Source organism: Citrobacter sp. R4 (assembly GCF_026719175.1).
In the GTDB taxonomy this organism is placed as follows: Bacteria; Pseudomonadota; Gammaproteobacteria; order Enterobacterales; family Enterobacteriaceae; genus Citrobacter_A; species Citrobacter_A sedlakii.
Genome location: NZ_JAPPSU010000002.1, coordinates 137,674 through 150,810, shown reverse-complemented (window position 1 = coordinate 150,810; position 13,137 = coordinate 137,674). Strand labels below are relative to the sequence as shown.

15 protein-coding genes and 1 pseudogene are annotated in these 13,137 nt (G+C 55.1%); 4 read left to right on the top strand and 12 right to left on the bottom strand.

Translation table 11 applies throughout. The features are described from left to right. Positions 1-5 precede the first annotated feature (5 nt). The 4 genes from nrdE to OOJ60_RS06235 all read right to left on the bottom strand — a co-directional run bounded on the left by nrdE (position 6) and on the right by OOJ60_RS06235 (position 3,440). Complete coding sequence (nrdE, locus tag OOJ60_RS06250; protein WP_060569139.1) at positions 6-2,150, bottom strand: class 1b ribonucleoside-diphosphate reductase subunit alpha; 2,145 nt, start codon at positions 2,148-2,150, stop codon at positions 6-8. Then, entirely contained in the window at positions 2,123-2,533 is a 411-nt protein-coding gene (gene nrdI / locus OOJ60_RS06245; RefSeq protein ID WP_042288511.1) for a class Ib ribonucleoside-diphosphate reductase assembly flavoprotein NrdI, read from the bottom strand. Before nrdI ends, nrdE begins: the two co-directional genes overlap by 28 nt. Continuing rightward, a complete protein-coding gene (gene nrdH / locus OOJ60_RS06240) occupies positions 2,530-2,775 on the bottom strand; it encodes a glutaredoxin-like protein NrdH (protein WP_205612258.1) in 246 nt (81 codons plus the stop codon). Before nrdH ends, nrdI begins: the two co-directional genes overlap by 4 nt. 338 nt (positions 2,776-3,113) lie before the next feature. Beyond that, positions 3,114-3,440 carry a DUF883 domain-containing protein gene (locus OOJ60_RS06235; protein ID WP_042288505.1) on the bottom strand — a complete coding sequence of 109 codons (327 nt, stop codon included), beginning with the start codon at positions 3,438-3,440 and terminating at the stop codon, positions 3,114-3,116. 162 nt (positions 3,441-3,602) lie between these two features. On the opposite strand from OOJ60_RS06235, the pseudogene OOJ60_RS06230 reads away from it, so the two are divergent. Beyond that, positions 3,603-3,945: pseudogene (locus OOJ60_RS06230) on the top strand (DUF2002 family protein). A gap of 32 nt (positions 3,946-3,977) precedes the next feature. Here the strand turns inward: OOJ60_RS06230 and alaE are convergent. Then, positions 3,978-4,427 (bottom strand): L-alanine exporter AlaE, encoded by a 450-nt coding sequence (gene alaE, locus OOJ60_RS06225; RefSeq protein WP_042288498.1) that lies wholly within the window; start codon positions 4,425-4,427, stop codon positions 3,978-3,980. Between the two features lie 498 nt (positions 4,428-4,925). Here alaE and stpA point away from each other — a divergent pair, with 498 nt between their 5' ends. Further along, a complete protein-coding gene (gene stpA, locus OOJ60_RS06220; RefSeq protein WP_042288495.1) occupies positions 4,926-5,327 on the top strand; it encodes a DNA-binding protein StpA in 402 nt (133 codons plus the stop codon). Positions 5,328-5,362: 35 nt separating this feature from the next. Here the strand turns inward: stpA and OOJ60_RS06215 are convergent, their stop codons facing one another. Both OOJ60_RS06215 and OOJ60_RS06210 read right to left on the bottom strand, forming a co-directional pair. After that, a complete protein-coding gene (locus tag OOJ60_RS06215; protein ID WP_060569142.1) occupies positions 5,363-5,899 on the bottom strand; it encodes a rhodanese family protein in 537 nt (178 codons plus the stop codon). 9 nt (positions 5,900-5,908) lie between these two features. Further along, on the bottom strand, positions 5,909-6,208 hold the full coding sequence (locus OOJ60_RS06210) for an ArsR/SmtB family transcription factor (protein WP_205612257.1): 300 nt from the start codon (positions 6,206-6,208) through the stop codon (positions 5,909-5,911). A 181-nt stretch (positions 6,209-6,389) separates the two neighbouring features. Here OOJ60_RS06210 and OOJ60_RS06205 point away from each other — a divergent pair, with 181 nt between their 5' ends. Together OOJ60_RS06205 and lysM are read left to right on the top strand one after the other, a co-directional pair. Continuing rightward, positions 6,390-6,548: a YqaE/Pmp3 family membrane protein gene (locus OOJ60_RS06205; RefSeq protein WP_042288486.1), complete on the top strand. Its 159-nt coding sequence runs from the start codon at positions 6,390-6,392 to the stop codon at positions 6,546-6,548. Between the two features lie 131 nt (positions 6,549-6,679). Then, positions 6,680-7,129 carry a peptidoglycan-binding protein LysM gene (lysM, locus tag OOJ60_RS06200; protein ID WP_042288484.1) on the top strand — a complete coding sequence of 150 codons (450 nt, stop codon included), beginning with the start codon at positions 6,680-6,682 and terminating at the stop codon, positions 7,127-7,129. A 6-nt stretch (positions 7,130-7,135) separates the two neighbouring features. On the opposite strand, the gene csiR is transcribed toward lysM, so the two are convergent. From csiR to glaH, 5 genes are all read right to left on the bottom strand, one after another. Further along, the gene (gene csiR, locus OOJ60_RS06195) at positions 7,136-7,828 is read right to left on the bottom strand and encodes a DNA-binding transcriptional regulator CsiR (protein WP_042288480.1); all 693 of its coding nucleotides are present in this window, start codon (positions 7,826-7,828) and stop codon (positions 7,136-7,138) included. A gap of 45 nt (positions 7,829-7,873) precedes the next feature. After that, positions 7,874-9,274: a GABA permease gene (gabP, locus tag OOJ60_RS06190; RefSeq protein ID WP_042288477.1), complete on the bottom strand. Its 1,401-nt coding sequence runs from the start codon at positions 9,272-9,274 to the stop codon at positions 7,874-7,876. A 103-nt stretch (positions 9,275-9,377) separates the two neighbouring features. Next, complete coding sequence (gene gabD / locus OOJ60_RS06185) at positions 9,378-10,829, bottom strand: NADP-dependent succinate-semialdehyde dehydrogenase (protein WP_199957105.1); 1,452 nt, start codon at positions 10,827-10,829, stop codon at positions 9,378-9,380. A 24-nt stretch (positions 10,830-10,853) separates the two neighbouring features. Further along, positions 10,854-12,122 carry an L-2-hydroxyglutarate oxidase gene (gene lhgO, locus OOJ60_RS06180; RefSeq protein ID WP_205612256.1) on the bottom strand — a complete coding sequence of 423 codons (1,269 nt, stop codon included), beginning with the start codon at positions 12,120-12,122 and terminating at the stop codon, positions 10,854-10,856. 17 nt (positions 12,123-12,139) lie between these two features. Next, the gene (glaH, locus tag OOJ60_RS06175) at positions 12,140-13,117 is read right to left on the bottom strand and encodes a glutarate dioxygenase GlaH (RefSeq protein WP_042288468.1); all 978 of its coding nucleotides are present in this window, start codon (positions 13,115-13,117) and stop codon (positions 12,140-12,142) included. Positions 13,118-13,137: the final 20 nt, after the last annotated feature.

Genomic DNA, 13,137 nt, shown 5'->3' with positions numbered 1-13,137 from the left:
TCTCCTTACAGTGCGCACGAGACGCAGCCTTCAATTTCAGTGCCTTCCAGCGCCAGCTGGCGCAGCCGGATGTAATACAGCGACTTAATGCCTTTTCGCCAGGCGTAAATCTGCGCTTTGTTAATGTCGCGAGTGGTCGCAGTGTCAGGGAAAAACAGGGTCAGCGACAGCCCCTGATCCACATGGCGCGTCGCTTCGGCATAGGTGTCGATGATTTTTTCCGGGCCGATCTCATACGCATCCTGATACATCGCCAGGTTTTCATTGGTCATAAACGGGGCAGGGTAGTAAACGCGCCCGGTCTTGCCCTCTTTGCGGATCTCCACCTTCGAGACAATCGGATGAATGCTGGAAGTCGCATGATTAATGTACGAAATCGAGCCGGTGGGCGGCACCGCCTGTAAATTCTGGTTGTAAATGCCGTAGCGCATCACGTCGTCGCACAATTGTTGCCACATTTCGCGCGTCGGCAGGGTAATGCCGCTGCGGGCGAACAGCGCGCGAACTTTCTCTGTTTTCGGCTGCCAGTTGCCCTGCAAATACTGGGTGAAATATTCACCGCTGGCGTAACGCGATTGTGAGAATCCGGCAAAGGTCTGACCGCGCTCTCGCGCCAGCAACATCGAGGTGTTTAGCGCATGCCAGGTGATGGTGTAGAAGTAAAGATTGGTGAAATCCAGCCCTTCCGGTGAGCCGTAGGCAATGCCTTCGCGCGCCAGATACCCGTGCAGGTTCATTTGCCCAAGCCCGATCGCATGTGACGCGGCGTTGCCCGCCTCTATCGACGGCACGCTACGGATGTGGCTCATATCGGATACCGCTGTCAGGCCGCGGATAGCCGTTTCCACGGTGCGCCCGATGTCTGGCGAATCCATAGTATGAGCGATATTCAGCGAGCCAAGATTGCAGGAAATGTCGTGGCCGACCTGCGCGTAGTCGAGATTTTCATCATAGGTGGAAGCGCTGTTAACCTGCAAAATTTCCGAGCACAGGTTGCTCATATTAATACGGCCAGCAATGGGGTTCGCGCGGTTTACCGTATCCTCAAACATGATGTACGGATAGCCGGATTCGAACTGAATTTCCGCAAGCGTCTGGAAGAAGTCGCGGGCGTTAATGTATGTTTTGCGCACCCGCGCGTCGGCGACCAGCTCATCGTAAAGCTCGCTAACTGCGATATCGCCGAACGGTTTGCCGTAGATGCGCTCCACGTCATAAGGAGAAAACAGCGCCATTTGCGCGTTCTCTTTTGCCAGCCGAAAGGTCACGTCCGGGATCACCACCCCAAGTGAGAGCGTTTTGATGCGAATTTTTTCATCGGCGTTTTCGCGTTTGGTATCGAGAAAGCGCAGGATATCCGGGTGGTGCGCATGCAAATATACTGCCCCCGCCCCCTGACGCGCGCCGAGCTGGTTGGCATAAGAAAACGCGTCTTCCAGCATCTTCATGACCGGGATCACCCCGGAGGACTGATTCTCAATGCGCTTAATCGGCGCGCCCGCTTCCCGCAGGTTGGAGAGCAGAAACGCCACGCCGCCGCCGCGTTTTGATAGCTGGAGCGCGGCGTTCACCGCCCGGCCAATCGATTCCATATTGTCTTCGATGCGCAGCAGGAAGCAGGAAACCAGTTCGCCACGCTGCTGTTTTCCACAGTTTAAAAAGGTCGGCGTGGCGGGCTGAAAGCGCCCCGAGAGCATTTCGTCGGTTAGCCGCGTGGCCAGCGTTTCATCCCCCTGTGCGAGCGTCAACGCCACCATCACCACCCGGTCTTCAAAGTCTTCCAGATAGCGTTTGCCATCGAAGGTTTTCAGCGTATAGCTGGTGTAAAACTTCCACGCCCCGAGAAAGGTTTGAAAGCGAAAACCGCTGGCGTGAGCGTGGGCAAACAAATCCAGCACGAACCGGCGATCGTAGCGGCTCAACACGCCGCTATCGTAATAGCCTTCGTTAACGAGCGTGTCGAGTCGTTCCTGCTGGCTGCTGAACGTCACGGCGTTAGGGCGAACGTGGGCGGCGAAAAAAGCATCCACCGCCTCGCTGTCTTTTTCGAACTGAATACGGCCTGCTTTATCGTACAGATTGAGCATCGCGTTCAGCGCGTGGTAGTCCCGTTTTTCCTGCATTACGCGTTCTGCGGTTGTCGTTGCCAAAATTCGCTTACTCCTTTTCGGACGTTCTCAATGTCGGCTGGCGTACCCATTAGCTCAAAGCGATAAAGCCAGGGAACGGCGCATTTCTGGGCGATCACGTCGCCTGCGCGACCGTAGGCTTCACCAAAGTTGCGGTTGCCCGAGGCAATGACGCCGCGAATGAGCGCCCGGTTGTGTTCATCGTTTAAAAAGCGGATCACCTGCCGGGGGACCGCCCCCGCCGTACCGCCGCCCCCGTAGGAGGGCACTACCAGAATGTACGGCTCGTCTACCCGGATACGCTCGCGTTCATTCAGCGGAATGCGAATGGCGGGCAGCCCCAGACGCAGGATAAAACGGTGCGTATTTTCGGAGCTGCTGGAGAAGTAGACGAGCGGGTTCATGCGCTGGCCACGCGTGGTTCCGGATGCAGGCGGTTGATCATGTCCGGGCGGAATCCCGACCAACTGATGTCTCCTGCAATGACGACTGGCAGTTGGCGAAAGCCCTGCGCGCGTAGCGTATCCGCAGCGTCGGGTTCCAGGTCGACATTTACCATCTCAAAGTTAAAGCCCCGGCTTTCCATTGCCCGTTTCGTGGCGTGGCACTGAACACAGTCATTGCGAGTGTAAATAGTAATGCGCATGATTCGTATTTCCATTTAAAATGAAAAGAACGGCGCGATGTGACGCGTCGGTTGAGTGTGAGTTGATAAAGGGAATACTAGATGTAGTTGAAATAAGTTTCAACCATACAAGATATGGGAAATTCCGATTGATGGTGGTCCTGATGATGAGCTCAGCGGGAATGGGCTGCTATGGGCGCAAGTGAGTCGAATGGCGGTATCCAGTGGGTCATTGACGTTGAAGGCGCCCGGTCGCTGGCGTCGATGTTAAAGGGGCAAAAGGGGAGGAGGGTAGTAGAGCAACGGGGGGAAATCTTATCCGGCCCACTGTGCAGGCAGGCCGGACAAGCGTCACGCGGTTAGCGACGCAGGCTTAACAGCGCGCCAACAAAGATCCCAATGGCCGCCGCCGTTCCGACGCTGCACCACGGTTTCTCACGTACAAAGGTATCGGCGCAGCCAACGGCGTCACGTGCCGCTTGCGAAACGCGGGTACGACCCTGCATCCGCGCGCGGGTCTCTTTCAGCAGCGCCTGCGCTTTACGCCGCGCGGCTTCCGCTTCGTCCTTCGCATCGCTACCCCATGACTTCAGCACGGCTTCCAGGCTATCCGCTAACTGGTTGACGTCATTATGAATATCCTGCACGCCTTCATCTACATCGTTGCGGTTCGGTCTGTTAAACATATGATCCTCCAGTGATTTCGATGTCGCTTTTCAGTTTAGTTCATATTTTTAACTTCTGAGACGCATCACGGCGTTATCGCGTGTTTATGGACTTTTCTGAAAGCGTTGCTAATGCTGAATCAGGTAAGGTAAGCCCGCAGTAAAAGATAACGAGGAAAATATATGTATTTACGACCTGACGAGGTGGCGCGCGTACTTGAAAAAGTGGGGTTTACCGTCGATGTGGTGACACAGAAAGCGTACGGTTATCGACGTGGCGAAAATTATGTTTATGTGAATCGAGAAGCGCGCATGGGACGCACGGCGCTGGTGTCATCCTACCCTGAAAGAGCGCAGTTCATCGCTGGCGGAACCTGCGTCGGAAATAAAAACCTGCGAGCATTACCAGCATTTTCCGCTTTATTTAGCCGGCGAGACCCATGAACATTACGGTATTCCGCACGGCTTTAGTTCGCGTATTGCGCTTGAGCGATATTTAAATGGGCTGTTTGGCGAGGCTAAATAATTGTGCGACTGGCAAGGCCAGTCGCTCACGCTTCAGGCTTTGATCTGTTGGTAACGGCTAACCCGAAACAGCCGGCGGCAGTAATCGAGAAAATAGCCATACACCGCCCCCATCATCATCGATACCACGATATTCGAACTCACCGCTGCTGTAATCTGATGCCAGTCTGCACCCACTGTCAGCAGGATCGCTACGTATACCGGCGACTGAAAGGTTACATACGCCAGCACATCCGCCAGATTTTTCATCCAGCCCGCGGTGCTTAAACGGCGCGCGCCTTTCATAAACAGATCGCGATACATACCGTACGGCCAGGCGATCAGAATATTAACCGGAATAGCGACCAGTCGCGATGACAGAGACTGTTCAAAGGTCATCCCGGAAAGAAAGATCTCAATCAACATGTTCACAACAGAACAATAAACAACCATCGCAAACGTGTCAGCGACGGCATGACGTAAGCGTGACTGCGGTGAGAACATGCTAATGCTCCTGTCAAAAGAGGATAAAATCGATAGCAAACAAGCTTTTCGTAGTGGTTTTTGGCGGTGTTTTCGCTTAATGATAGATTATATGGCTGCCTTGTAACTATCAACTAGAGAAATCTTTTTATTTTGTGGCTTTTTGTCGATAAAATACTCTGCGGCGGCGCGTTTAGCGCGTTGCGTGGAGTTTTTGTTGTTCGTAGAGTGGAAATCATTAAAAATCAGTGGGTTATTATAAAATACCTGACGACAAAGTTTGTTATAAGCGAAAATTTGACAAAGGTAGCGCCTGAGCTTATTCCGCTAGCGCATACGGCGCGCTAAAAATTAGCCTGAATATAATTCAGAAAGCATTAAAGAATAGGGTGATGGGCACGCCAGAGAATGAGAACGGAATAATACCCGTGGTATTATTACCTCTGGAAAATGATTTTATGATCGAATACACTACCCGGCGTAATACATATGTTTTAGCGTTATAAGGTTTTAATTATTATGAATGTGATGTTACATAACTTAAATAATATTCGCACATTACGCGCAATGGCCCGCGAATTCTCCATTGACGTCCTTGAAGAAATGCTCGAGAAATTCAGGGTGGTCACTAAAGAAAGACGCGAAGAAGAAGAACAGTTACAGCGTGAACGTCAGGAACAGCAGGAGAAAATTAAGACGTGGCTGGAACTGCTGAAAGCCGAGGGAATTAATCCGGAGGAGTTATTTGCCGGTGAAAAAGCGAACGTGCGCGTGACTAAAAAACGTCAACCGCGCCCGGCGAAATATCGCTTTACCGATGTAAATGGCGAAAGTAAAACCTGGACCGGCCAGGGGCGTACGCCGAAACCGATCGCCAAAGCGCTGGCGGAAGGAAAATCCCTCGACGATTTCCTGATCTAATCACAACGGCGGTGAGACAATGCTCACCGCTTATTTCACTCAGGCGCGTGCGCGCGACGATTCCACGGCATTTTATCAAGCAGGCGCGCCATGCCGCAAAAGCCGGTTAATCCGGCAAAGACTAACCCCGCGCCGACAAAGCCGCTCAGCAGAAAAAAGCCGCTGCTCAGGGTATAGCCCAGCACCACGCCTGCCAGCGTCAGCCCGCCTGCGGCGATCTGCACCTGACGCATCAAAGGCAACGGCTGCGATTTATCTTCCACTGTCGGTAATCCGGCGTTTTTCCAGCCCTCGATCCCCCCCTCAAGCAGCCAGGCTTCTGCCGGCGCGGCGACAGCTTCCAGCCTTGCCGCGTTGTTTTGCGTGCGCTTGCCCGACTGGCAGTGAAAGATAATCTGCTCGCTTCGCAGCTGCGCCGGTAAACCGTGTAGCTCCAGCGTGGGCAACGGGGCGAGCGCCGCCTGCGGTATGTGTTCACGCAGATACTCGTCGGCGTCGCGAACGTCAATCAGTTTTGCGCCTGCGGCGATACGCGCCTGCGCTTCACGCGCGGTAAGTGTCCCGATAGCCATGTTCACTCCTTATGGACAATAAAGGTTTTTTAGTGTGGCAATGAGTGCATTCACCGCCGTGTTCTTAATGGAATAGAGAATACGCTGGGCGTCGCGCTGACTGTCGATAAGCCCTTCATCGCGCATTCGCGCCAGATGCTGAGAGGTGGCTGACGCGCTAAGCCCTGTGATGCGCGCCAGCTCGCCCGCGCTGGTGCCAGGTGAACCGCAGAGCATGCACAGGATCAGCAAACGTTTAGAGTTGCTCATTGCTTTAAGCAGGGCCGCCGCCTGTTCAGCGCTGGCCTGGAGCTGTTCAAGATCGTTCATGATTAATTTAGTTTTTGCTAAGTTAAGTAGATTCTAAAGTAATGGTAAAAAGAGCGCCAGTGTAAAGAGCGTAAAAGAGGGTAAAAGCGAAAGGCGAAACTGGCGGGTTGGCGTAAAATTACTATGCTTAGAGATAAAATCTCTTTTTAAACAAAGATTAATTTGCATGTATGGAGTGTGTATGGGTTTCTGGAGAATTGTATTTACCATTATTTTACCGCCGCTTGGCGTTCTGTTAGGTAAGGGGTTTGGCTGGGCCTTTATTCTGAATATTGTGCTGACCCTGCTGGGCTATATCCCGGGTCTGATCCACGCCTTCTGGGTGCAAACCCGTAGCTAAGGTCTTTCTTAACCTGTTACCCGCCCGGGGCATTCTGCCAGCCGGGCTTCGTTTCTTAATGGCTTTCGGAATTTTAAGCGAAACTTTCTGCTACACTTCGGGTGTATTTATTGCAAACAATCGAGGTGAATATGGGACTTTTCAACTTTGTAAAAGACGCTGGCGAGAAACTTTGGGATGCCGTAACCGGTAATCACGATAAAGACGATTTAGCGAAAAAAGTACAGGATCACCTGAACAAAACCGGTATTCCGGATGCCGATAAAGTGAATGTGCAAATTGCCGACGGTAAAGCGACGGTAACCGGCGACGGCCTGAGTCAGGAAGCGAAAGAAAAAATCCTGATTGCGGTCGGGAATATTTCCGGTATTGGTAGCGTAGAAGATCAGGTGAAAACCGCCGCGCCCGCTGCGGAAAGTCAGTTCTATACGGTGAAATCCGGCGACACCTTAAGCGCTATTTCTAAACAGGTATATGGTAACGCTAATCTGTATAATAAAATCTTCGAAGCGAATAAGCCGATGCTGAGCAGTCCGGATAAAATTTATCCCGGACAGGTTCTGCGTATTCCGGAAGAATAAAAGCAGTCACGGCTTTTCCATTCGCAGCTTGCCGGACATGGCTTGCTGAATAACGGGAATAGGCGTCAGCATATGCTGGCGCATTAATTCACTGGCGCGCCCGGCATCGCGCGCCAGAATCGCCTCTGTCAACGCCTGATGTTGCTCGTGTTTATCCTCAAGCATCTCTACCGACAGTACCGTGGTGCGCAGCCAGATAAAGCGATACCGTGCTGCCAGATCGAACAGCCGCTCGCGCATTTGCAACAGATAGCGCGAACCGCATCCGGCAACGATGGCGGTATGAAACGCCTGATGACGTAAATCCCACTCGTCAAGCAGTTGTTCGCTGGCGTGGCTGGCTTCCAGTTTGCTCAGCATATGCGCCCGCGCCAGGATCTCTGCTTCCCATTCATCATCGCCACGCGCAATGGCCAGCCCGACCAGCATCGCCTCCATATTGGCGCGGGCGTCGAAGATATCGAGCAGTTCCTGCTCGGACATCGACGCGACCCGATAGCCTTTCTGATTCACCACCGTAACCAGCCGCTCAGCCACCAGTTGAGACAGCGCCTCTCTGAGCGGGCCGACGCCCAGCGCATAACGTGACGTGAGTAAGCTCATGCGCAGCTTTTCATCCGGCTGGTACACACCGCGAATAATGTCATTCTTGAGCCAGCGGTATCCATCAATGGCCGTCGGATGCGAAATGGCGGTCATGGTCTTACTCCTGAACAGAACGCCCGGTCTGCGCAGGGATCAGCGCTACCGGGTAGGGTGCATGGGTGACTTATGCCACAATACCAGTTTTTTCCAGCGCGACATAATCGGTACGGTACAAACGATACCGATACCTAACAGACAGGTGGAAATCACCTCCAGCTGCTGCGCGGGCCGAAACAGCATCACCACCAGTACAAAGCAGATAAAACCGATCACCAGCCAGGTGAGCCACGGATACAGCCACATTTTAAGGGTGAGTTCGCCGCCTTCCGCCAGCAGGATTTTACGCATCCGCAGTTGCGACACGGCGATCACCAGATAAACCAGCAGGGCGATGGCGCCGGAACTGTCGATCAGAAATTTAAACACTTTCGCGGGCGCGTAATAATTCACAACCACCGTCAGAAACGCTGCGCCGGTCGACAGCAGCACCGCCACGTAAGGCGTTTTGCTGCGGTTGGTTTTCCCCATTATCGCCGGGGCATCGCCGCGGCGGCTCAGGGAATAGAGCATACGGGAAGCGGTATACAATGCGGAGTTCAGACAACTGGTCACCGACAGCAGGATCACTGCGTCCATAATCAGTTTGGCGTGCGGAATATTCAGTAACTCCAGCACCGAGCGATACGATCCCGTCTCCTTCAACCCTGGCGTATTCCACGGGATCAGCGCCACGACCACAAAAATAGAGCAGAGATAAAAGAGTGAGATCCGCCAGATCACCGAGTTAGTGGCGCGAACGATGTGCTTATCCGGCGTGTCCGATTCGGCGGCGGCAATGGTCACGATTTCCGCTCCCATAAAGGAAAACATGGTGATCAGCATTGCGCTCAGCACCGCGCCAAAACCGTTGGGCATAAAGCCGCCGTGATCCCACAGGCGCGAAATGCCGCCAACCTCGGCCCAGGGATAAAAGCCGCTTATCGCCGCCGCGCCCAGCGCGATAAAGGCCAGAATGGCAATCACTTTGCACAGCGCCAGCCAGAACTCAAACTCACCGTAGTTTTTGACGCTCAGCAAATTACTGCCGGTTAATGCCAGCGTGATGACCAGCGAGAACAGCCAGATGGGGATCCCCGGTATCCACGAATGAAGAATGATCGCCGCAATATTGGCTTCAAGCGGAATGACCAGCACCCAGAACCACCAGTACAGCCAGCCGATGGTGTAGCCTGCCCAACGTCCGATGGCCTTGTCGGCATAGGTGGAAAAGGACCCCGTGTCCGGCGTGGCGACGGCCATTTCCGCCAGCATTCGCATTATCATCACCACCAGCAGCCCGGCAAACAGATAGGCCAGTAGTACCGCAGGACCGGCCTGGGCGATGGCGACGCTGGAGCCGACAAACAGACTGGCGCCAATAACCCCGGCGATAGACAGCATGGTGACGTGGCGTGATTTCAGCCCGCCCCCTAAATCATGTGATTGCGACAGTTGCCCCATACTTTTACCCCGTTATTGTTATGTTGCCCGTTTGCCGGATGGCGCGTTGCTGATACAGACTGGGCATCCGGCTTTCAACGATGCCCGTTCCGGACAAAAAAGATCATGACAGACCGATGCACATATATTTGATTTCTAAGTAATCTTCGATGCCATATTTCGATCCTTCACGGCCAAGACCGGAAGCTTTGATCCCGCCAAACGGCGCGACTTCGTTGGAGATAATGCCGGTGTTAATTCCCACAATGCCGTACTCCAGCGCTTCACCGACGCGAAAAACGCGGCTTAAATCGCGAGCGTAGAAGTAAGCGGCAAGGCCAAATTCGGTGTCATTCGCCTGGCGGATGACGTCGGCTTCGTCGCGAAAGCGGAACAGCGGCGCCAGCGGACCGAACGTCTCTTCTTTAGCGACCTTCGCGCTGGCCGGTACGTCTACCAGAATCGTGGGCTGGAAGAAATTGCCTCCCAGCGCGTGCGCCTCGCCGCCGGTGAGCACCCGCGCCCCTTTCGCCAGCGCGTCGGCAATGTGCTCCTGGACTTTACCGACCGCTTTGTCGTCGATCAGCGGCCCGGTGGTCACCTCCGGATCCAGGCCGTCACCGAGGCGCAAGGTTTGCACCGCCTGATGCAATTTTTCTGCAAAGCGTTCATATACCCCCTCCTGCACGTACAGACGGTTGGCGCAGACACAGGTTTGTCCGGCGTTACGAAACTTCGACGCCAGCGCGCCTTCGACGGCTTTATCGAGATCGGCATCGTCAAAAACGATAAACGGCGCATTGCCGCCCAACTCCAGCGACACTTTCTTAATGTCTCTGGCGCACTGCTGCATGAGCTGTCGACCAATTTCCGTCGAGCCGGTAAACGACAGTTTGCGCACCAGTGGATTGCCGGTGAGTTCGTTGCCTACCGCGCTTGCCGACCCGGTCACCACGCTGAACACGCCCGCTGGAATCCCCGCCCGGTTCGCCAGTTCGGCCAGCGCCAGCGCGGAAAAGGGAGTCTGGCTGGCGGGCTTCAGCACCATCGTGCAGCCTGCCGCCAGCGCCGGACCGGCTTTTCGGGTGATCATTGCCGAAGGAAAATTCCACGGGGTGATCGCGGCCGTCACGCCAATCGGCTGCTTGATGACAATCAGACGTTTGTCGGCCTGATGTCCCGGAATCGTGTCGCCGTAGATCCGCTTGCCCTCTTCGGCAAACCATTCAATAAACGATGCCGCATAGCTGATTTCCCCTTTGGCCTCCGCCAGCGGTTTTCCCTGTTCCAGGGTCATCAGACGGGCGAGATCGTCCTGGTGCTCCAGCATCAAATTGAACCAGCGACGCAAAAATGTCGCCCGCTCTTTGGCGGTGAGCGCGCGCCAGGCGGGCAGGGCACGGTTTGCGGCGTCAATGGCTTCGCGGGTTTCCGCTGCGCCCATCTTTGGCACGCTACCCAGCGTCTGGCCGTTTGCGGGATTGACAACGCTAATCACTTCGCCGCTGCTGGCGTCGCGCCAGCGACCGTCGATAAACGCCTGCTGGCGGAACAAACCAGAATCATTAAGTTGCATAGGGGCTTCCTGTCGTAAAAAGGGTTAACGGGTAAAGGCGGCGTGTAAGGTGTCCACGCTGCGCGCCGCACGCAGTGTGCGCCCGGGGTTGCTTTGGCTGGCCAGCAGGGTTTGCACTTTGCTGACGATGTGCGCGCCGATAGGCATGGCCGACGTCGCTGCCGGCGAAGGCGCGTTGCAGGTGTGAACAGAACGCGGTGTGGTCACAAACAGAAAATCGTCGATCAGCTTGCCGTCCGGCGATACCGCCTGCGCCCTGACGCCCGCAGGCCACGGGTGCAGATCGGCGAGGGTCAGGCTCGGACAATATTTCTGCACCAGCCGCAAATAGCCGCTTTTGCACAGCGAATTTTTCATTTCGCCAAGCCCGGAACGAAGGTTTGTTTGCAGCACGCGGCGAACGCCGGCGGAGCCGAAGATCTCCAGCGTATCGGCCAGCGAAAAGTCGCGCTTGCGATAGCCTTCACGCTTAAAGGCCAGCACCGCGTTTGGCCCAACGGTGACGCTGCCGTCGATCATGCGGGTAAGATGAACGCCCAGAAACGGCATCGCCGGATCGGGGATCGGGTAGATGAGATGATTGACGATCTGATTATGCTCTGGCGCCAGGCGAAAATATTCGCCACGGAACGGGCAAATGATAAAACCCGGATCGACGCCCAGCATTTTCACCAGCCGATCAGCCATCAGCCCCGCGCAGCTTATCAGCGTGGCGGCGTGATACTCTTTACCCTGCCGCGTTCGCACCACCACCCCTGCCGCATGCTCGTTCAGGGCGCTGACCTCCGCGTGATAGATCACCTCGCCGCCTCTGGCCTGGAAAATTTTCGCCATTGCCGCCGCGACGTCGCGATAGCTGACGATCCCGCTCGACGGCACGAAAATGCCGCCCAGACCGGTGATGTTGGGTTCACGCTCGCGAAGCGCATCGGCGTTCAGCCATTCGCGTTCCAGACCGTTGGCGGCGGTGCGATCCCACAGCGCGCGCATCCGTTCCATTTCCCGTTCCGAGGTCGCGACCAGCATTTTTCCGCAAGTGTTGTAACGGATGCCATTTTGATCGCAAAAGGCTTTGGTGGCGCGGTTTCCGGCAAAGCAAAACTGCGCCTTCAGACTGCCAGGCGTGTAGTAAACGCCAGCATGGATCACGCCGCTGTTATGGCCCGTTTGGTGGCTGGCCGGGCCGGACTCTTTTTCCAGCAGCGCAATGCGGGCGTCGGGGTAGACGTCAATCAACTGCATGGCGGTCGACATGCCGATAATGCCGCCGCCGATAATCACAAAATCATACATCCGCTCTTCCTTCCCACTTAGTGATGCGTCTGGTAACGGTGGGCGGAATACGCGAAATAGCCGCGCTGGCGCATTAACTCACGGCGCAGATCCGGGTGCGGGGTAAAACGGTCGCGCCCGTGTAGCCAGAACAGGTTATTGATCAGCAGGAACTTGCCCACCGGAACCGGGACGGAAAGAATATTTTTGCTGGTTTCCAGCGCATCAGAAAGGTCGCTCAGCCAGACGCCTTCCTCAAAATCTTTCGGCTGGACGAACTGGTCAATGTAGCGCATCACCGGGCGACCCTGCGGGTCCACGTCAAACACCGGATGGAACACGTCCTGGCTGACGTTTTTGCTCGGCGGCGCGGCAAAGCGCATCGGGCGACGCGCCAGCGGATGGCGGAAGTATTCTTCCAGATGCTCCCAGTCGTCGAGATGCAGCAGCAGCGAGTTGCCGCCGGTCATATTCTGCTCGTCGATTTTCATCATCAGCACAAAATCGGTGATCTCCTCAACGTAAGTCCCGTCGTTGTGCAGCTCCATCACCCGGTGCGGCTGGCGCAGATAGCTGTCAGAGTTGTCCACGTTTTTGACCACAAAGCGCGCATAGTACTGGCCGCTCATCGCATCGAAATTCGAGCGCCCGATGAGATGCGCCACTGCCGTCGCCAACTTGACCATGTCGTCGGCCTGACTAACGTTATCGATCCCTTCAGCATTGATCAGTAACGCCCCTTCGGCGCGATCCAGCAATGTTTTCAGCAGCAGCGGTTGCAACTGATTGCCGCACAGATCGTCGAGGATCTTCGCGACCTTAAAGCGCAGGAAGGATTTATACTCCAGCGCCTGCACCGGCCACTGCGCTACCTGCGTGAGGAACGCGTTTGTGGTTGGGGCGGAAAAAGTCAGCTCCAGCAGTCGCGAAGACTGGGCTGAAGGCGTCAGGGTGAACCCGCTATAGCGTTGATCGGTGTCTTCAGGAGTCGGTTTTACGGCGGTCAGTGCGTTCATCGGAAACATTCCTCTCTGTG